The following is a 19,716-nucleotide window of genomic DNA, read 5'->3' on the forward strand; positions in this document are numbered from 1 at the left end:
ACACGATTCCTCTGTAGTTCAGTCGGTAGAACGGCGGACTGTTAATCCGTATGTCACTGGTTCGAGTCCAGTCAGAGGAGCCATATTTAGAAAAGCCCGCTTAAGGCAACTTAAGCGGGCTTTTTGCTTTTTTGAGTTTATCAATTACATCAAAACATCGGTTCAGGATGGCTTATCACTTCATTCACAATAGCAGGAGGTATACATTGTTCAAGGCTTCTATATCAATGGTTCTGAGCTGCTCACAGCGAATAGCGCCCATTTTTGTTCTTGCATCATCGATGCGAAACGGTAAAACCCGGTTTCTACCACCGATGATGGGAACAACAAAAGGTGTCAGTATGAACTGATTTAATGGTGTCGCAATTAGCCAGTAGCAGCAAGTGAGGAGTTCTGGAAGCAGAGCACTGAAAGTAGAAATCCCACAGATAAGTCCCCCATATAAGAAAGACTTGATGTCTGTTACCTGTATATCACGATTGCAAAATGTGATGCATGTCAATGAGTTGTATAACTCATCCAGAAGTTAATAAAATAGCCCCTCAATAAAGAAAAAATGCCGTATTATCTCTGATAGAAGCAAGGAAACTAGGCACAGCTTTCTTTTCTGCTTGAATATTTTTCCAATTCAACATGATGCGCTATGTAACTATGAATTCAACCTTCTATCTTGAACGTAATTTTACACGCAATGACAGGACGTACACAGAGACAGAGTTGCTGGCTGAATCAACGCACATTGTTGTGTTAGCAGAACCCGGCGGCGGGAAAACAGAGCTGATGAAAAGTATCGCTCAGAAACTGAACACCTCTGTCTTAAATGCCAGCGTATTTGCTTATGTGGGAACAGATAAAGAAAATAGCTCACTGATAATCGACGCCGTTGATGAAGTCGCCAGAATCGATCAATCAGGTATCCATAAACTCCTTGCGCTCGCCAGGACATCAAAGCCAAATCGCGTAATCATGTCGAGCAGGTCAAGCGAATGGGGACTGGCTTTCACCAGTTTTTTTGAAAAATTTCTTGGGGTCTCCCCTATGATTGTGAGACTGAGAGAATTCGATCTAGACGAACAACACGCCATCTTTAAGCACCATGCGCCAGCAGAAGACTTCTTTGCATTCCAGACCGAAGTCACTCGGTTTAGTTTAGACATGTTGTTACCAAACCCTCAGTTTCTGAAAATGTTCACCGATGCCTATTTAGAAAGTGACCGACGATTTGCTGACAAACGTTCAATCTTTGCTTTAGCGGTCGAACGACTGGCCAAGGAAGTCAACCCAGGAATCCCGAAAGCCTCCGTATCTCTTTCCGTTGCACAAAAGATTGCATTTTCTGCCGAGGTTTATGCCAAACTTCTGTTGTCGGGCGCAGAAGGCATCAGCACCATCGACACGACTGCAAATCGGATGTATCCCATGCTGCCAGAGTTGTTTAACGGCAGTACTGCCTGTTACGACATATTGTCAACACAGCTTTTCAAACCCGGTGATAATGAAGATCAACACCGCCCGGTCCACAAGATCGTCGCTGAATACTGTGCAGCGGATTATCTCATTAAACGAATAGCCGATCCTGCGGATGACCTCACTTTAACAAAGTGCTTGTCAATTATTGCGCCGAACGGTACTGCCAGAGATGAGTTGAGGGGTCTGCTAGGATGGATGGCGGCACTAGGCAACAGGTCGGTACAGAGAGCCATTATTGAGCTTGACGCCTATGCGGTACTCGCAAACGGCGATCCATCGCAGCTTGAACGCACATCGAAACGACAGCTTCTTCATCGACTTAAAGAGATTGAAGCCGCAGACCCTTACTTTCGTCGGAGCGATTTCTGGCGACGGTTCAGCGCGGCCGGTTTTTTCACACAAGACGTTGTTGAAGAAATAAAACCTCTTTTAGCGATGGGCGATGAGGGGCATTTACGTGACTTAATTTTAGAACTTCTAGCAGACTCCCCGGTTAATAACCAGTTGATGCCTGAATTGAGCTTAATTATTTTAAACCCCAGCGAGCCTGAACATATTCGTACATTAGCAAGCAGATGCTTACTCAATGTAAAAGAATACTACTTCATTAGTGCTTTAGCCGTTTTAATCTTTGAAGCCAGTAATATTTCACTCAATATTTCGGCCAAATTCATTCAAGTCGTAGGGCCAGAAAAATTCAACCGAAAATATCTCTCTGGATTCTTACGAGTCTGTGCTAACCTCTATCCAAGCCACAAAGAAAAATTTGAAAGAGTGGTAGGAACTCGTTATTTCATTAAGAGGCTCATTTCCTGTTTTTCACAAAATACTCTCGAATCTCTTCTGGATGAATTAACCCATAACCTTTACTGCCATTGTGGGAAAAAATCCTATGAATGTGATTGTCGCAATGGGATAAGTAAGATCGTCGGTTCAATGGTAGATCGCTATTTTGAATTAGCCCAAGCTCCGTTTGATCCTGTGAGGATCTGGCAATGGACAGGTAATCTCAATTTTCATCATCAATGCCAGCCCGATCAAAGCAAATCGGTACAGATACTTCGAGAAAATGACACGCTTCGTCAGGGGATCATTGCTCATGTATTCGGGTCATTAACGGATCGTAAAGCAATATTCAACATAAAAGTAGAAAAATTCAACGGACACTTGCACTCACACTCAGGCCTTCATTTATGGCGGAATGACTATAAATTTATCCTCGATCTGGCGTTTAGAACAGATAACGTTGATCTGTGGGCAAGTTTCCTTGTCAACCATCAACATTACAAAAACAAGGAAGAACAAGGTTCTGATGACTTGCGGACACGAATGCGTCAGCACGCCCTTTCCAAACCCGCGTTTATGCGCGAATGGGCCAGATACAATAATGCAATGAAATTATCCAAGCAGGAACACCAGTTCTGGAGGTTCAGACATAGCCGAAGCAGGAAACGTCATGATAGAAAGCGACGGGAGATCTACACTAGAAATATAAAATTCGTTAATGAAAACAGAGAGATTGTAGAGCAAGGTCGTCACTGGGGGTGTCTTGTTCGTTTTGCAGACCTTGTGCTCATGCATCCGGAAAGAATTGAATTAGAGTTTGGTGACGAAAAACTGGTTCGGACTGCGTTGCGAAATTGTCTGGATTTTATTACTCCCGTGATTCCCACCCTACCTGAACTGGCGGCCCTGCAATGCGAATCTAAACACAGGCATTCTGAGACGGTTTTATATGCGGCCTGTCTAGAGACTCTACGTACAGAAGGCAACCTTGAATGCGTCAATATCGAGTTGCTTACAGCCTTAAGAACTAACATTCACATGGGATACAACTCAGTTTCGACGGAAGAACGTGACGCCCTACAGACTGAAATCGATCGCCTCATTTTCCCTGATAGTGAAAGTGCGGAAAAATATCTCCGACAGTATGTTGAACCCCAACTGGCTCAGCCATGCCCTCACCCTGAAATTTGGATGTTAAGTGGAGAAGAGGTCTTTCATCATTCACGCGCTAAACTTTCCATTGAATGGCTTCGTCGTTTTACTGATTTATCACTTAACTCAGTAGATACACTTTTTGAAATTGCTGCTCAATACGGCGATCGTGAGGATTTAAAAGAGATTATTGCAGAGCGTTGTTCAGCGATAATATCAGGCTGGCCCAATCCGACAGAAGATGAGGGTTTTGAACTCAAGCGAATTTTCTGGTTGGTACAGGAGTTCTACTTTCTCGAGAAAATTACAGCTACTAATTGGGCATGGTTAAAATCTAATAAAGATAATTTACTGCATTTTTATGAACGTTCTGGGCGCATGAATCGGAGTGAGCACAGTGCCTGGCCGGAACTTACCTCAATTAAGGTTGAAGCCATTTTAGACGCTTTCTTTGACCAATGGCCGCGTGTTGAACTGCCAAGTCATTGGAGCAGCGATAGCCCTGAAGAGGAAAAAGCCTACCGTTTTTTGACTGATTTAATTTGGTCAATTGAATCAGATATTCCTGAAAATGCAATACCTGTACTGGATCGCCTTCTTACCGATCCACGTTTTACGAGCCAACATAAAGAGCTGCAAAGTATATATGCTGGTCAGCTCAGGAAAAAAACACTCAGGGATTTTGAACCACCGACGCCAGATGAAATAGTCCAACATCTGGATTGTGATTCAGTGGTTACTGTTGAAGGCCTGCGTCAGTTAGTTCTTCAGGAGCTTCATGATTTCCAGAAAGCGATTGATGGCGGGGAGTTTAACTCGGCAGATCGCTTTTATGAAAAAAACGAACGCCTTGATGAGGTAAAGTCTACGGAGATCATTGCTGAACGTCTCAATTTAAAACTCGAACCTCAGGGCATATCAATAATACCTGAACATCAGTTGAAAGGGAAAAACAGGAGTGATTTCACGGCATCTAAATTGATTGGCGGAAGAAGACGGCTGCTCGTTACGGAAGTCAAAGGCCAGTGGCATAGAGAGTTATACTCTGCCGCTTCAGCCCAACTCTATGACCGTTATTCCATCCATCCAGATGCCGAGCAGCAGGGTATCTTTCTCGTCATATGGTTTGGGGAGAGTGAGCCCGTTGCAGGCCGTAAGCTCCACGGTATCAAAACCGTTCAGGAACTCAAAAACAGCATTGAGGCAGTCTTGCCAATTGATCTCCGCGGTTTAATTGATGTTTTCATTTTAGATGTCTCTCGGCACAGTAAAAATTAGCATGAGTTACATCGAACATAAATATCCGATATCACCGCAGGTGTAAGATCTGGCGTTTACCACTGGCACAGAGAGGTTGTTAAAAATTAGTGGTCGTCCTGATGGCCTCTCTAGAAAAATAAATTCTTGCCTAGATTAATTATCAACCAGTTAATAGTAAAAGCGACCCCAGTCAGAGGAGCCATATTTAGAAAAGCCCGCTTAAGGCAACTTAAGCGGGCTTTTTGCTGTTGGGCGTTTACAGCCCGCGCTTTTCCATCAGCAGCGCCAGATCGACCAACCGATTGGAGAAGCCCCACTCGTTGTCATACCAGGCGAGCACCTTCACCAGATTGCCGCCGATCACCAGCGTGGACAGGCCGTCGATAATCGACGAGCGCGCATCGCCCCGGTAGTCGCTCGACACCAGCGGCTCATCGCTGTAGCCCAGGATCCCTTTCAGCGGGCCGGACGCCGCCGCCGCGCGGAACGCCGCGTTGATCTCCTCCGCCGTCGCCGGGCGTTTCAGCGTCACCGTCAGATCGACAATGGAAACCACCGGCACCGGCACCCGCAGTGAATAACCGGTCAGGCGGCCGTCCAGTTCGGGGATCACCTTGCCGAGCGCCTTGGCCGCACCGCTGGAGTAAGGCACGATAGACTCCGCCGCCGCCCGCGCGCCGCGCAGATCTTTTTCCGGCTGATCGTGCAGCGCCTGGCTGTTGGTATAGGCATGCGTGGTGTTCATCAGCCCGTATTCGATGCCGAACGCCTGATGCAGCACCTGTGCGGCGGGCGCCAGCCCGTTGGTGGTGCAGCTGCCGTTGCTGACCACCTTATGCAGCGCCGGATCGTAGAGGTGATCGTTAACCCCCATCACCAGCGTGATGTCATCGTTCTTGGCCGGCGCCGAGATAATCACCCGCTTGGCGCCGCCATGCGTGATGTGCGCTTCCGCCTTGGCCTTGTCGGTAAAGAAGCCCGTCGCTTCGATCACCACGTCCACGCCCACGCTGCTCCAGGGGATCTCGGCGGGATCGCGCTGCGAAAACACCTGAATCGGCCGGCCGTCCAGCAGCAGCTGGTTGTCGCCGGCTTCGACCCTGGCGGCCAGGGTGCCGGAAAGCGTGTCGTATTTCAGCAGGTGCGCCAGCGTCTTGCTGTCGGTCAGATCGTTGATCGCCACCACTTCAAAATCGCTGCGCCCCAGCGCCGCGCGCAGCACGTTGCGTCCGATCCTGCCGAATCCATTAATGCCTACTCTCACCATGATGCACTCCTCGTTTTGGGCTTTGCCTCAACTCTAGCCCTGCCCCGAAGCGGCGTAAATGACGTTTACCGATCAATTTACGCCAAATTGCGCGCATGAAAGCGTTCGCGGTATTCGCTCGGGGTCAGCTGCAGTTTTCGCTCAAACACCCGCCGCAGGTTAAGGCCGTTGCCAAAGCCGGTGGCCAGGGCGATCTGTTCGATGCCTTGCGCACTCTGCTCCAGGCGCTGCCTGGCGGTATGCAACCGCCCTTCTTCGACGAATTTGGCGGGAGAAATGCCCGTCTCGCGGGTGAACACGCGGGTAAAGTTGCGCGGGCTCATCGCCACGCGTTCGGCCAACCGTTCGACGCTGAGATCGTCGGCGAGGTTTTCCAGGATCCAGGATTGCAGGTCGCGGATCGGGCCCGGCGATTTGGCCTGGTTGAGCGGGTAGCGGCTGAACTGCGCCTGCCCGCCGGGGCGGCGCAGAAACATCACCAGATCCTGCGCCACTTCGCGCGCCTGCACGAAGCCGTAGTCGTCCTCCACCAGCGCCAGCGTCAGATCGAAGCCGGAACTGACGCCGCCGGAGGTCCAAATCGGCCCGTCCTGCACGTAGATCGGGCCGTTTTCGACCTGCACCTGCGGGAAACGCGCCTGCAGCGTTTCCGCCAGTCGCCAGTGGGTGGTCGCCCGCCGTCCGTCCAGCAACCCGGCTTCGGCCAGCAACAGTGCGCCGCCGCAAACGGAGGCGATACGGCGCGTCTGCGGCGCCGCGCGGCGCAGCCAAGCCGCCACCAGGGCGCCCTCTTCTTCGCTCGCCCCTTTGCCGGCGACGATCACGGTATCGCGCGGCAGGCGCGGATCGAGATCCGCCAGGCGATGGTCGGCCAACAGGCTCAGCCCGGACAGGCCGTGCACCACCCGATGAGACTGCGTGGTGGCGACCGCGATCTGATACAGCGGCGTCTCGGCGGCACTCAGGCGATTAGCCTGCATCAGGATATCGGCGATGCCCGCCGCTTCGAACAGCATGCCCCCTTCAGGGACGATAATCAGGAATGTGTGCATGGCGATAATAGAGAGAACGGTCAAAACAGGTCAGGAAGCCACTGTATAAGAAAAGCGCCGCCGGTTCACCCTGCAGGCATAAAAAAGCCCGCCGGCAACCCGACGGGCCTGGAAGGAATAGTCATTTAAACCTGCGGCAAGCTCACCCCGCCGGCGCGCGCCAATTGCGCCAGCAGCGCCGTTTGAAACGCCTCGTCGTGTACCGCCGCGTGAGGCTCGAAGCGCTGCTGATGATGCCAATAGCCGCCGGAGGCCAGGGCCTGCGGTTCATCGCTGCTCACCAGCCATGCCTGCGTCACATGCCCCAGCGCCAGATCGTCGGGCGCGTCCGCGCCGCCCATTTTGGTCGGCACCCAGCCGGGATCGACCGCGCTGCTGATGACGTCGGGCCACAGGCGCGCCACGGCGGCGGCCAGTGTGGTGACGAACAGCTTGCTGTCCGAATAAGAACCTGCGGCGCCGCCAAGCCAGTCTACGCCGTTCAGCTCCGCCACGCCGTCAAAGTGCATACTGCTGCTCAGGTAGACGATACGCTTGGGACGTTCGATCAGGGCCGTCAGCAGGTAGGGCGCTATGACGTTCACCGGCATCACCTGCGGCCCGGTGAACATGCCGGCGTTGTGGATCACCGCGTCCGGACGGCCGAGGCGATTGACCTGCTCGGCAAGCTGCCGAGTCTGCTGCACATCGGACAAATCGCCGATCGCCGCCTGTGCACCGCGATCCAGCAGATCGCGCACCGCGTCCAGACGGCCGGGTGCGCGCGCATGCAGAATCACCTGATGCCCTTCGTCCAACAGCGTTTGCGCGGCGGCGCGGCCCAGCCCGTCCACCGAACCGGTAATGAAAATGCGTGACATGCCATCCTCCGTTTAGCGCCAGCCGAGCGCCGGCGCGACATGGGTTAAAATCGATTCGATGACGTGCGCATTGTAATCCACGCCCAGCTGATTAGGCACGGTCAGCAGCAACGTATCCGCTTCGGCGATGGCCTCGTCCTGCGCCAGCTGCTCGATCAGCGCGTCCGGCTCAGCGGCATAGCTGCGGCCGAAGATCGCCCGGGTCTGTGCGTCGATATACCCCAGCTGATCGCCCTCTTTGCCGCTGCCGCCGAAGTAATTGCGATCCCGCTGATCCACCAGCGCAAAGATGCTGCGGCTCACGGAAACCCGCGGCTCGCGCGCATGGCCCGCCTCTTGCCAGGCCGCGCGATAGGCGCGGATCTGCTTGGCCTGCTGGATATGGAAGGGTTCGCCGGTCTCGTCATTCTTGAGCGTCGAGCTTTGCAAATGCATACCCAGCTTCGCCGCCCAGACGGCGGTGGCGTTCGAACCGGCGCCCCACCAGATGCGATCGCGCAGCCCGGCGGAAAACGGCTCCGGCCGCAGCAGCCCGGGCGGATTCGGGAACATCGGCTGCGGATTGGGTTCAGCGAACCCTTCACCGCGCAGCGCTTCCAGAAAGACTTCGGTATGGCGACGGGCCATGTCAGCGTCGGTTTCGCCCTCGGCCGGGGCGTAACCGAAATAGCGCCAGCCGTCGATCACCTGCTCCGGCGAGCCGCGGCTGATGCCGAGCTGCAGCCGCCCGCCGGCGATCAGATCCGCCGCGCCGGCGTCCTCCACCATGTACAGCGGATTTTCATAGCGCATGTCGATCACGCCAGTGCCGATCTCGATGCGTTGGGTTTTGGCGCCAATGGCGGCCAGCAGCGGGAACGGCGATCCCAGCTGACGCGCGAAGTGGTGCACGCGAAAATAGGCGCCGTCCGCCCCCAGATCTTCGGCGGCAACCGCCAGATCGATGGACTGCAGCAGCGCATCCGCTGCGGAACGGGTGCCGGACTGGGCGGAAGGCGTCCAGTGGCCAAACGAGAGAAAACCAATCTTTTTCATCGGGCATCGTCCTCAAAGGCAAAACATGGGCCTACAGTGACAAAAATCGCGCGCTTTGCGCCAGCAAAATCGCCCCCGATCGCACTAAACGAACCGATTGCCGCCGCGCCGCCCGGCGATTGTAATCAAAAAACAAATGTCGTATAACAGGCAGCTCCGAGGGGTGTCCTGTTACGGGCTGAGATGGCGCAAGCCGAACCCTTTGAACCTGATCTGGGTCATGCCAGCGAAGGGACGGTTAGGCAACCGCGCGATCACCCGTTGCCTGTTCATACCTCAGCGTGCCCGGATCTCCACTGACTCAAGGAGGTCCCATGTCCATCACCACCCTGTTCGAAAGCGGTCTTTACGGCCGGCTGCGCCAACAGGCCGGCAGCCACTGGCAAAATTACGTCGATCACCCGTTTCTGCAGCAGTTGGCCGCCGGCACCTTGCCTGAACGCGCTTTTCGCCGTTACCTGACCCAAGACTACCTGTTCCTGCTGCACTTCGCCCGCGCCTATGCGCTGCTGGTCAGCAAGCTGCGCACCCTGCCGGAAATGCGCGCCGCCACCGCCTCGCTCAACGGCATCGTCGCCGAGCTGCCGCTGCACGTGGCCTACTGCGCCGAATGGGGGCTGAGCGAAGCGCAGATCGCCGCCCAGCCGGAGGCGGCGGAAACCATGAACTACACCCGCTACGTGCTGGACATCGGCCATGCCGGCGACGCCCTCGATCTGCTGGCCGGCCTGCTGCCCTGCGTGGCCGGTTATGCCGAAATCGGCCTGCGGCTGCTGCACGATCCCGCCACGCAAATGGAGGGCAATCCTTACGCCTCCTGGATCCGCAACTACGGCGACGAGGGCTATCTGGCCGGCGTGCGCGCCGCCATCGAACTGCTGGAAACCGTCGGCCACCAGCGCGGCGCACAAAGCCGCTTTACCGAGCTGGCGCAGATTTTCACCACCGCCACCCAGCTGGAAGCGGCATTTTGGCAAATGGGGCTGAACGCCTCATGATCTCCCCGCGCCTCCCGCCCGGCATCCAGGTGCGGGATCTCACTCTGCGCTTCGATCAACAGACGATCTTTGAGCGGCTGAGCTTCGACATCGCCGGCGGCAGCTTCGTCTCCCTGCTCGGCGCCAGCGGCGCCGGCAAAACCAGCCTGCTGAAGATCATCGCCGGGCTGGCGCAGGCCAGCTCGGGTACGGTGAGCGGCAGCGACGGCCTGCCGATCGCCGGGCGCATCGCCTACATGGGGCAAAAAGACCTGCTCTACCCGTGGCTGAGCGTCGAAGACAATGTCGCCCTCGGCTCGCGGCTGCGCGGCGAAGCGCCGGATCGGGCGTGGACCGCGCACCTGCTCGAGCGCGTAGGCCTGGCCGCGCATAGCCGCAGCCTGCCCGCCGCGCTGTCCGGCGGCATGCGCCAGCGCGCCGCCATCGCCCGCACGCTCTACGAACGCCAGCCAATCGTGCTGATGGACGAACCCTTTTCCGCGCTGGACGCCATTACCCGCGCCGAGATCCAGAGCCTGGCCGCCGAGCTGCTGGCGCAAAATACCGTGCTGCTGATCACTCACGATCCGATGGAGGCTTGCCGCCTGAGCCACCGGCTGCTGGTGCTGTCGCCCTGGCCGCTGGGCCTCGACGATACCCACCGCATCAGCGGGCAACCGCCGCGCGCGCCGGATGACGCCGACCTGCTGAAAAGCCAGGCCGAGCTGCTGCTGCAAATGGTGAGGGCAGCGCAATGAATATCGCCAAAGAGCGCGGCTTCACCCGCCTGCGGCGTGGGTTGACGGTCTTCATCGGCCTGCTGCTGCTGTGGTGGCTGGCGGCGCAAAGCGGCATTCCGGCCTTTCTGCTGCCCACGCCGGGCGCGGTGGCGCAGGCGCTGTGGGACGGACGCGGCTATCTCGCCTGGCACACGCTGGTCACGGCTTCGGAGATCGTCAGCGGGCTGGCGCTCGGCGTGTTGCTCGGCGCGGCGCTGGCGCTGTGCATGATCTTCTCGCCGCGCCTGCAGCGCTGGCTGATGCCGCTGGTGCTCACCAGCCAGGCGATACCGGTGTTCGCCCTGGCCCCATTGCTGGTGCTGTGGTTCGGCTTCGGCATGAGCGCCAAAGTGGCGATGGCGGTGCTGGTGATCTTCTTCCCGGTGGTGTCGGCCTTTTTCGACGGGCTGCGCCGGGTCAACAACGACTATCTCGATCTGGCGCGCACGATGCGCGCTTCGCGTTGGGCGCAGCTGCGGCACGTGCGGCTGATGGCGGCGCTGCCGGCCTTCGGCTCCGGCCTGCGCATGGCCGCCGCCGTCGCGCCGATCGGCGCCATTATCGGCGAATGGGTCGGCTCGGCCGAAGGGCTGGGCTACGTGATGCTGAACGCCAACGCGCGCATGCAGACCGACGTCTGCTTCGCCGCGCTGTTTATTTTGGTGCTGATGACCGTGCTGCTGTGGGCTGCGGTGGATGCGCTGCTGCGGCGCCTGATCGCCTGGGCGCCGGAAAACGACTGATGATTGCAACCATAACCAGGGATAAAGGAACGACCATGATCAAACAAACCGTTTGCGGGCTACTGCTCGGCGCCGCCCTCACCGGCCAGGCCGGCGCGGCCGACAAGCTGACGCTGGTGCTCGACTGGTACATCAACCCCGATCACGCGCCGATTATGGTGGCCGAGCAGATCGGCGCCTTCAAGGCCGCAGGGCTGGACGTCAAGATCGTGCCGCCGTCCGATCCGGCGCTGCCGCCGCGGCTGGTGGCCGCCAAACAGGCCGACCTCGCCATCACCTATCAGCCGCAGCTGCATTTCTTCGCCGATCAGGGCCTGCCGCTGATGCGCGTCGGCACGCTGATCAATACGCCGCTGAATACGGTGATCGCGCTGGACAAAAACATCACGTCGCCGGCGGATCTCAAGGGCAAAACGGTGGGCTACTCGGTCAGCGGCATCGAACAGGCGACGCTGGCCACCATGGTCGAACACGAGCACCTCAAGCCGCAGGACATCAAGCTCATCAACGTCAACTTCCAGCTGACCAGCGCCCTGCTGGCGGGCCAGGTCGATGCGGTGATCGGCGGCTACCGCAATATCGAAGCGCTGGAGCTGAAGCTGCAGGGCAAAAAGCCGGTGGTGTTCAACGTCGAAGACTACGGCGTGCCGGCCTACGACGAGCTGATCATCGTCGCCAACCGCGATGCGGTGAACGAGCCGAAAATCCGCAAATTCCTCGCCGCGCTGAAGCAAGGCAGCGACTACCTGCATGCGCACCCGCAGGACACCTGGCTGGCGTTCGCCAAGGCGCACCCGGAGCTGAATACCGAGCTGAACAAACAGGCGTGGCAAGCCAGCCTGCCGCTGTTCGCGCGCGATCCGGCCAAGTTGGATCGGGCCCGCTATGAGGCTTACGAACAGTTCCTGTTCGACAACAAGCTGATCAAGAAAATCACCCCGGTAGACCAGTATGCGGTGGAGCTCGACTGATCACGCCGAGGCGGCCGGCGGCGCCACCGTCACCTCGCCCTGGCCGCTGCGCTGCAAGGCCGCCTTCACCAGCCCGTTGGCCTTGCAGCGTTCGATAAACGCGTTCACGTAGGCGGCGCCCTGCGTTTTTTGCCTCGGCACCGCCATCGCCTGGCGAATGGCGGTGAAATGCCCCTCCAGCACTCGGTAGCCGGGATGGGCGGCCGCGGCGGCCAGCAGCGGTTGACGCACGCCGGCCGCCGCCTCCAGCCCGCGTTCGAAAAACAGCGCGATCGCCTCGGCGGAAGTAGCCGCCCGCACCAGCTGCGCCTGCTGCAGCGTGCGCGACAAAAACAGATCGTACGCGGCACCCTGGCCGACCGCAATGCGTACCTCCGGCCTGTCGAGCTGCGCCACCTCAAAGTAAGGCGCGTCGTTCGCCACCAGGTAAGTCCCCTCAATGATCACGTAGGGTTCGCTGAAGGCGATTTGCGCCGCGCGCACCGGTTCGATGGCCATAAACGCCAGGCTCCAGGCGCCGCTGTCCAGGTCGGCGAACACCTTGCCGGCCGCGTCATAGGTCACCAGCTCCAGCGCCACGTCCAGTTCGCGAGCCAGCGCGGCGGCCAGCTCCACCGAAGCGCCTTGCGGTTTACCGCCGGGCCCGGCCTGCGCCAGCACCGGATTGCCGAGATTGATCGCCGCGCGCAACACGCCTTGCGGGGCCAGATCGTCGAGTACCGCTGCGGAAATCGTCTGCATACTTCCTCCTGAATGGCTGATGGACGCGCCGTCGTGGCGCTCATTAAGCGTAGAGCGAAAGCTCCGACCAGCAAGATTTCGCCGCCGCGGCCGCCGCCGACGTGATTAACGTCACACTATTGTCATAAAAATGTACAATAGCCGCCGACCGTCGGCCGGAGCGGGACATCGCGCGTTGTTCCGCCGCCGACAATAGGCTATACCCTTCACTTTTCGCGCCCCGGCACGGTCGGCGGCGCAGACCAGGGCAGCAACGTTTTTTTCCAATCAGACAAGGTTTGGCGGATGGTTCTCGCAGTCGTTTCGTTTGTTCTTTTTTTGGCGTCGATCTTGATTTATCGCACCCGGGCCGCCGCCAACCGCTGGTGGTTCGCCATTCTGCTGACGCTGCTCGGCAGCTATCTGGTGCTGAACGTCATTCTGATCGCCAGCAACTACTTCACCGGCGACGGCATCACCGATGCGGTGATCTACACCGTCACCAGCAGCCTCAAAGGCGCGGGCATCAGCAAATACGTGCTGCCGTTCATCGGCCTGCTGGCGGCGCTGGGGCTTATCTTCGCGGTGCTGGCCCGCAGCCTGCTGCGCCGCAAGGCCAAAGGCAGCAGCGTGGCCTACAGTCTCGTCGCCGTGCTGCTGGCGCTGTTCTCGGTCGGCACCACCCCGGCGTTTCAGGACATCTCGCTGCTGGTCAAGAGCCAGATCGTCGGCGATACCGCCGATTTCACCACCTACTACAAGGCGCCGAAAAAGACCGTGCAGGGCAAACGGCCGAATCTGGTGTACATCTATGCCGAGAGCCTGGAGCGCACCTACTTCGATACCGAGCTGTTTCCCGGCCTGGCCGACGAGCTGAACGCCCTGCGCGCAGACAGCATCGATTTCAGCAACACCCAGCAGCTGCCGGGCACCGGTTACACCATCGCCGGCATGGTCGCCTCACAGTGCGGCATTCCGCTGTTCGCGCCCTTCGACGGCAACGCCTCCAGCGCGGTCTCCACCTTCTACCCGGAGAACGTCTGCCTGGGCGACGTGCTGAAGGCCGCCGGCTACAGCAACTCTTTCTATCAGGGCGCCGAGCTGGCGTTCGCCGGTAAAGACACCTTCCTGAAATCCCACGGCTTCGACCACGTTTACGGTTTCAAAGAGCTGCGCGAACAGGTCGCCGATCCGAGCTACAAAAACGACTGGGGTTGGTACGACGACAGCGTGCTGGACGTGGTGTACAGCAAGTTCGTCGAGCTGTCCAAACAGCGCCAGCCGTTCTCGCTGTTTACCCTGACCGTCGATACCCATCACCCGGACGGTTTTATCTCCGCCGGCTGCAGCAAGAAAAGCTACGCCTGGCAGAACAAGGAAAACCGCTCGCTGAGCGCGGTAGCCTGCAGCCAGCAACACATCGCCGCGCTGATCGACAAAATCAAACGCTCGCCCTATTTCAGCAACACCGTGATCGTGGTGTCCTCCGATCATCTGGCGATGAACAACACCGCCTACGACATCCTGACCAAACAGAAGCGCCGCAACCTGTTCTTTATCATCGACGGCACCCGGCCGCAGGCGGAGCAGCGCAACGAGAAACGCAGCACGCTGGATAACGGCGCCACGGTGCTGGACGTGATGGGCGGTGACAACTATATCGGCCTCGGCCGCAGCAGCCTGTCGGCGCCGTCGCTGTCTACGGTGTTCCTGAATATCGAAGAGAAAATCAACGGCTGGAAACCGGCGGTGATCAATCAGTGGGGCCTGCCGAACCGCATCAGCGACTACAGCGTGGACACGCGCCAGCGCAGCTTCAGCTTCTCCGGCGTCACCTACAAGGTGCCGTTCATCCTGCGGGTGGGCGACAACCGCATCGAACCGATGTTCAACGTCTACCTCTCCACCCCGCTGCGCAAGCAGCTGGCCGGGCTGGGGGCGGGGGAGAAATTCGTCTGGGTCGATAAATGCTACGAGATCGGCCGGGTCTGGGCGCCGCAGCTGGCGCTGAGCACCGACATCTGCGTGGCCTCCGGCACCCTGGCCTCGCCGCCGCAGATCGTACAGGCCAGCGGCGAGCGCTTCCGCGGCAAGGTGAACTTTACCGGCCCGGCGGCGGACAGCGTCGCCGATTACCAAAACGCCGTCGCCCGCCTGCAGGTGGACGACGCGGCGATGAAGTACCGGGCGGACGCCATCGAGTTCATGCTGCCCGGCATGCCGGAACAGGTGAAAGCCATTACCGGCGTCTCCGCCGTCGAGGAGTGGGGCCGCTGGTCCGACGCCAACCTGGCGCCGGCGGTCGACATCGATTATGTCGATCCGCTGCCGAAAACCTTCGATCTGGTGCTGCGCGCCCGCGCCTACGGCAACAACGTCGGCGAACCGATTTCGGTGCGCGTCGGCGACGAAGAGCGCTTCGTGTCGCTCGGCGAGCAGGACAGCACCGTCACCCTGCGTTTCGACAACCCGCGCGGCGCGCAGAAGATCAGCATTACCCCGCCGGCACCGACCGAGCCGAAAGAGAGCGCCAGCGGCGGCTTCACGCCGAAGAAGCTGGGCATCGGCCTGGTATCGCTGAAGGTCGAAGCGGCCGCTCCCGCCTCCTGATCCCCCCGCCTTCACGGGCGCGGTAATTTCTTTGCCGCGCCCGTCATTTCGACCAAGCTTTTACGCCCTGCTTCGGCTAACCTGTGACGGTGAAACGCCGCCAATCCCGCCACAGAGCCGGGACATCGAAGGAGAAAGTATGAGCTATGCCCCACCTCGCAGCGGCCTCAGCGCCGATCAGGCACTCGATCAACTGGAAGCCTTGTATGACGCCGCGGTAGACGCGCTGCGGCAGGCGGTCAGTGACTTTATCAGCCACGGCACCCTGCCGGACCCGCAGGCGCGCGCCGCCGGGCTGTTCGTGTATCCCGAGCTGCGCGTCAGCTGGGACGGGCAGCAGTCCGGCCCGAACAAAACCCGCGCCTTCGGCCGCTTTACCCATCCCGGCAGCTACAGCACCACCGTGACCCGGCCGCAGCTGTTCCGCCACTATCTGGCCGAACAGCTGGCGATGCTGGAACACGACTACGCCGCCCATATTGAAGTGGCGCCGTCGCAGCAGGAGATCCCGTTCCCTTATGTGATCGACGGCTCCAGCCTGGCGCTCGATCGCTCAATGAGCGCCGGTATCGCGCAGCATTTCCCCACCACCGAGCTGGCGCAGATCGGTGACGAGACCGCCGACGGCCTGTATCACACCACCGACAACCATTTCCCGCTGTCGCATTTCGATGCGCTGCGCGCGGATTTCTCGCTGGCGCGTCTGCGGCACTACACCGGCACCCCGGTGGAGCATTTCCAGCCGTTCGTGCTGTTCACCAACTACACCCGCTATGTGGACGAGTTCGTGCGCTGGGCCTGCGCGCAGATCGCCGATCCGGCCAGCCCGTACATCGCGCTCTCCAGCGCCGGCGGCACCTACATCACGCCGGAAACCAGCGCGCCCGAACAGGCGGTGTCCGATCTGGCGTGGAAAAACCACCAGATGCCGGCCTATCACCTGATCTCGCGCACCGGCCAAGGGATCACGCTGATCAACATCGGCGTCGGCCCGTCCAACGCCAAAACCATCTGCGATCACCTGGCGGTGCTGCGCCCGAGCGCCTGGCTGATGATCGGCCACTGCGGCGGCCTGCGCGAAAGCCAGAAGATCGGCGATTACGTGCTGGCCCACGCCTATCTGCGCGACGATCACGTGCTGGATGCGGTGCTGCCGCCGGATATCCCGATCCCGAGCATCGCCGAGGTGCAGCGCGCCCTGTACGACGCCACCAAGATGGTCAGCGGCATGCCCGGTGAAGAGGTCAAACAGCGTTTGCGCACCGGCACGGTGGTCACCACCGACGATCGCAACTGGGAGCTGCGTTACTCCGCTTCGGCGCGGCGCTTCAACCTCAGCCGCGCGGTGGCGGTCGACATGGAGAGCGCCACCATCGCCGCTCAGGGTTACCGCTTCCGGGTGCCGTACGGCACGCTGCTGTGCGTCTCCGACAAACCGCTGCACGGTGAAATAAAACTCCCGGGCCAGGCCAACCGCTTCTATGAAGGGGCAATCTCCGAGCACCTGCAGATCGGCATCTGCGCCATCGATCTGTTGCGCGCCGAGGGCGATCGCCTGCACTCGCGCAAGCTGCGCACCTTCAACGAACCGCCGTTCCGATAACGGTGCTCAGGCCCGCTGCGGCGGGCCGTTTTTTCCTCAACGCACCAGCGCCAGCGCGCGCTTCTCCTGGCTGCGGCCGCCGGCGATCGACAGCAGCAGGTCTTTCACCAGCAGCGCCGGGGCGGACAGCGACTGTTGGCCCGACATGCACAGCGACAGCGGCACCGACATCGTCGGCGCATTGATGCGCGCCATCCAGGCCTTGGCCGGGCCGATCATCGCGCGCGCCACCGACTCCGGCAATACGGTCGCCCCCAGCCCGCCGGCGATCGCAGCGCTCAGCGCGCCCGAGGATTCAATCTCCCCCACCACGTTGACAGCCAGCTTGCGCAGCGCCATCGCCTCCTCCAGTTGGTTGCGCACCGCATCCCCCTCGCGCGGCAGGAACAGGTTCAGCCGCGCCACGTCCAGCAGCTCGACGCTGTTGCCGGGATGCGGCACCGCGCGCGTCGCCACCAGATAGAGATCCTCTCGCATCAGCGCGACGGTGTGCAGACCGGCGGGCATTTTGGCGCCGTAGACCATCGCCATGTCCAGCGTCTGGTTGGCCACCTGTCCGGCCAGCGCCGCGCCGCTGTTTTCATGCAGGCTGAGCAAAATGCCCGGCTGCTGATCGCGCAGGGTTTGCAGCAGCGGCAGCGCCAGCTGCGCTGCGGTGCTCCCCGACGCCAACCCGAGAGACACCTGGCCGCTCATCGCCTGCCCGGCGCTGTTGACCGCGCTCTGCGCCTGCTCGCACTGGCGCAAAATGGTTTGCGCGTGAGCATACAGAATGTTGCCGGCCTCGGTCGGCTGCACCCCGCGCTTGGTGCGGATCAGCAGCTGTTGCTTCAGCTCCCCCTCCAGCGTCGCCAACTGCTGGCTGAGCGCCGGCTGGGCGATATGCAACACCTCCGCCGCCTGGGTCAGGCTGCCGACATCGACGATTTTCACGAAGTACTTCAGACGTCTGAGATTCATAGTGCCTCCAGCGAGCCGCTAAATTGAGAATGCCGAAATCCGGTCATGCAACCGCAGCAAGATCCAGGCCAGAGTCGTCAAAAGGCCAAAAACGGCGACAAATGGCCGTTTATCGGGCGAGGCGCGCCACAACGCAGGGCACGCGTTGCACCACCGGCAGGCAACGGCACCGCCTCAGCGGGCAATCCGGCGGCGCTGCGCGTGAGGTAAGCGATAAAAGCGAGAAAAAGCAGCAGGTTGGGCAATCTTGCAGCAAACGCGCGCGCCGGGCGTTTTCGCGCTTTACAAGCCGCAACCGCCCCGCTATTATTCGCCCCGTTCACACGATTCCTCTGTAGTTCAGTCGGTAGAACGGCGGACTGTTAATCCGTATGTCACTGGTTCGAGTCCAGTCAGAGGAGCCATATTTAGAGAAGCCCGCTCAGGGAAACCCGAGCGGGCTTTTTGCCTTTCAGCCGCCGTCAAAAGCTGCGTTTCGCCACCAGATAGGCGCCCGCCACCAGCAACAAGGCGCCGAACAGCGCCGGCAGATTCTCGCGCAGCGCCGCCGGGCCGGCGCGGTAGACGTCCACCAACAGCCCCATGCACAGCTGGCTGGCGACCAGGATCGAGATGGTGGCCGCCGCGCCCAGTTTTTGGTAGCCCAGGATGCCGGCGAACACGAACAGCGATCCCAGCAGCCCCGGCAACAGCATCCACCACCTGGCGGCGCCGGTCACTTCCGTCACCGCGCCGAGGCCGTTTTTGGCCAGCAGCAACCCCACCAGCAGCAACAAACCGACGCTGGAGTTGATCACCAGCGTGATAAGGATGGTCGAGACGCTTTCGGTGATGCGCACCATCAGCAGATTCTGCACCACCAGCCCCATCCCGGCCGCGATCAGCAGTAACAGCATATTCATCGCCCTGTCTCCCGGGATCAGCGCGCGGGCGGCGTCGCCCGTTCGTCGAGCCTCAGTTGCAGGAACGTCAGATCCAGCCATTGGCCGAATTTAGCGCCCACCTGTTCCATGCGCCCCACGTCGCGGAAACCCAGCGCCAGATGCAGCTTAATCGAGGCCCGATTGCCGGATTCGATGCCGGCCACCATCACATGTTTGCCGATTTCCCGCGCCCGTGCGATCAGCGCCAGCAGCAGCGCCTTGCCAATCCCTGCGCCGCGATGCGCCTGATGGACATACACCGAATGTTCCACGGTGTGGCGATAGCCGTCCCAGGCGCGCCAGTCGCCGAACGACGCGTAGCCGATCGCTTCGTCCTCGGCGTTCACCGCCACCAGCACCGGGTAACCCGCCGCCTGCCGTTCGCCGATCCACGCCGCGCGATTGGCCGCATCCACGGTTTGTTCATTCCAGATGGCGGTGCTGTTCAACACCGCGTCGTTATAGATAGCGGCAATCGCCGCGCTATCGTTGAACGTCGCATTTCGTATAATCATGGTTTACCCCGGCCAATTGTCCACTATAATACT

Annotated in this window: 15 protein-coding genes, 2 tRNA genes and 1 riboswitch; of the genes, 9 read left to right on the plus strand and 8 right to left on the minus strand. The window is 59.4% G+C overall.

The window, feature by feature from the left end; all coding sequences use genetic code 11:
- Nucleotides 1–7: 7 nt before the first annotated feature.
- Nucleotides 8–83: transfer RNA gene (locus tag ACMGG9_RS14920), tRNA-Asn, on the plus strand.
- Between the two features lie 568 nt (nt 84–651).
- Nucleotides 652–4,686: an NACHT domain-containing protein gene (locus tag ACMGG9_RS14925; RefSeq protein ID WP_414161523.1), complete on the plus strand. Its 4,035-nt coding sequence runs from the start codon at nt 652–654 to the stop codon at nt 4,684–4,686.
- A gap of 238 nt (nt 4,687–4,924) precedes the next feature.
- Here the strand turns inward: ACMGG9_RS14925 and gap are convergent, their stop codons facing one another.
- The 4 genes from gap to ACMGG9_RS14945 all read right to left on the minus strand — a co-directional run bounded on the left by gap (nt 4,925) and on the right by ACMGG9_RS14945 (nt 8,882).
- Nucleotides 4,925–5,935 (minus strand): type I glyceraldehyde-3-phosphate dehydrogenase, encoded by a 1,011-nt coding sequence (gap, locus tag ACMGG9_RS14930; RefSeq protein ID WP_241439402.1) that lies wholly within the window; start codon nt 5,933–5,935, stop codon nt 4,925–4,927.
- Nucleotides 5,936–6,012: 77 nt separating this feature from the next.
- Complete coding sequence (locus ACMGG9_RS14935; RefSeq protein ID WP_046688511.1) at nt 6,013–6,987, minus strand: GlxA family transcriptional regulator; 975 nt, start codon at nt 6,985–6,987, stop codon at nt 6,013–6,015.
- Between the two features lie 125 nt (nt 6,988–7,112).
- A complete protein-coding gene (locus ACMGG9_RS14940) occupies nt 7,113–7,847 on the minus strand; it encodes an SDR family NAD(P)-dependent oxidoreductase (RefSeq protein ID WP_033643677.1) in 735 nt (244 codons plus the stop codon).
- 12 nt (nt 7,848–7,859) lie between these two features.
- On the minus strand, nt 7,860–8,882 hold the full coding sequence (locus ACMGG9_RS14945) for an LLM class flavin-dependent oxidoreductase (protein ID WP_101452846.1): 1,023 nt from the start codon (nt 8,880–8,882) through the stop codon (nt 7,860–7,862).
- A gap of 149 nt (nt 8,883–9,031) precedes the next feature.
- A riboswitch (TPP riboswitch) is annotated at nt 9,032–9,134 on the plus strand.
- Nucleotides 9,135–9,196: 62 nt separating this feature from the next.
- On the opposite strand from ACMGG9_RS14945, the gene ACMGG9_RS14950 reads away from it, so the two are divergent.
- Genes ACMGG9_RS14950 through ACMGG9_RS14965 form a run of 4 tightly spaced genes read left to right on the plus strand, consistent with a single transcriptional unit; the run spans nt 9,197 to nt 12,352 of the window.
- A complete protein-coding gene (locus tag ACMGG9_RS14950) occupies nt 9,197–9,880 on the plus strand; it encodes a TenA family protein (RefSeq protein ID WP_099782194.1) in 684 nt (227 codons plus the stop codon).
- Nucleotides 9,877–10,617, plus strand: a complete 741-nt coding sequence (locus ACMGG9_RS14955) for an ABC transporter ATP-binding protein (RefSeq protein WP_208060730.1) — start codon at nt 9,877–9,879, stop codon at nt 10,615–10,617. Before ACMGG9_RS14950 ends, ACMGG9_RS14955 begins: the two co-directional genes overlap by 4 nt.
- On the plus strand, nt 10,614–11,381 hold the full coding sequence (locus ACMGG9_RS14960) for an ABC transporter permease (RefSeq protein WP_042784966.1): 768 nt from the start codon (nt 10,614–10,616) through the stop codon (nt 11,379–11,381). Before ACMGG9_RS14955 ends, ACMGG9_RS14960 begins: the two co-directional genes overlap by 4 nt.
- 35 nt (nt 11,382–11,416) lie before the next feature.
- Nucleotides 11,417–12,352 carry an ABC transporter substrate-binding protein gene (locus ACMGG9_RS14965; RefSeq protein WP_116286316.1) on the plus strand — a complete coding sequence of 312 codons (936 nt, stop codon included), beginning with the start codon at nt 11,417–11,419 and terminating at the stop codon, nt 12,350–12,352.
- Here the strand turns inward: ACMGG9_RS14965 and ACMGG9_RS14970 are convergent, their stop codons facing one another.
- Nucleotides 12,353–13,093, minus strand: coding sequence for a transporter substrate-binding domain-containing protein (locus ACMGG9_RS14970; RefSeq protein ID WP_414161524.1), 741 nt, complete (start codon nt 13,091–13,093; stop codon nt 12,353–12,355).
- Between the two features lie 285 nt (nt 13,094–13,378).
- Between ACMGG9_RS14970 and opgB the strand changes: the two genes are divergently transcribed.
- Both opgB and ACMGG9_RS14980 read left to right on the plus strand, forming a co-directional pair.
- Nucleotides 13,379–15,682, plus strand: a complete 2,304-nt coding sequence (opgB, locus tag ACMGG9_RS14975) for a phosphatidylglycerol--membrane-oligosaccharide glycerophosphotransferase (RefSeq protein ID WP_033651825.1) — start codon at nt 13,379–13,381, stop codon at nt 15,680–15,682.
- A gap of 139 nt (nt 15,683–15,821) precedes the next feature.
- Nucleotides 15,822–17,285 carry an AMP nucleosidase gene (locus ACMGG9_RS14980; protein WP_033643685.1) on the plus strand — a complete coding sequence of 488 codons (1,464 nt, stop codon included), beginning with the start codon at nt 15,822–15,824 and terminating at the stop codon, nt 17,283–17,285.
- A gap of 36 nt (nt 17,286–17,321) precedes the next feature.
- Here the strand turns inward: ACMGG9_RS14980 and nac are convergent, their stop codons facing one another.
- Nucleotides 17,322–18,245: a nitrogen assimilation transcriptional regulator NAC gene (gene nac, locus ACMGG9_RS14985; RefSeq protein WP_033643686.1), complete on the minus strand. Its 924-nt coding sequence runs from the start codon at nt 18,243–18,245 to the stop codon at nt 17,322–17,324.
- Between the two features lie 328 nt (nt 18,246–18,573).
- Between nac and ACMGG9_RS14990 the strand changes: the two genes are divergently transcribed.
- Nucleotides 18,574–18,649, plus strand: a tRNA-Asn gene (locus ACMGG9_RS14990).
- A gap of 57 nt (nt 18,650–18,706) precedes the next feature.
- Here ACMGG9_RS14990 and ACMGG9_RS14995 read toward each other — a convergent pair.
- Together ACMGG9_RS14995 and ACMGG9_RS15000 are read right to left on the minus strand one after the other, a co-directional pair.
- Nucleotides 18,707–19,147: a DMT family transporter gene (locus ACMGG9_RS14995; RefSeq protein WP_033643687.1), complete on the minus strand. Its 441-nt coding sequence runs from the start codon at nt 19,145–19,147 to the stop codon at nt 18,707–18,709.
- Nucleotides 19,148–19,164: 17 nt separating this feature from the next.
- Nucleotides 19,165–19,683: a GNAT family N-acetyltransferase gene (locus tag ACMGG9_RS15000; protein ID WP_033651829.1), complete on the minus strand. Its 519-nt coding sequence runs from the start codon at nt 19,681–19,683 to the stop codon at nt 19,165–19,167.
- Nucleotides 19,684–19,716 lie beyond the last annotated feature (33 nt).

The organism is Serratia sp. BNK-10 (assembly GCF_047456065.1).
In the GTDB taxonomy this organism is placed as follows: Bacteria; Pseudomonadota; Gammaproteobacteria; order Enterobacterales; family Enterobacteriaceae; genus Serratia; species Serratia ureilytica.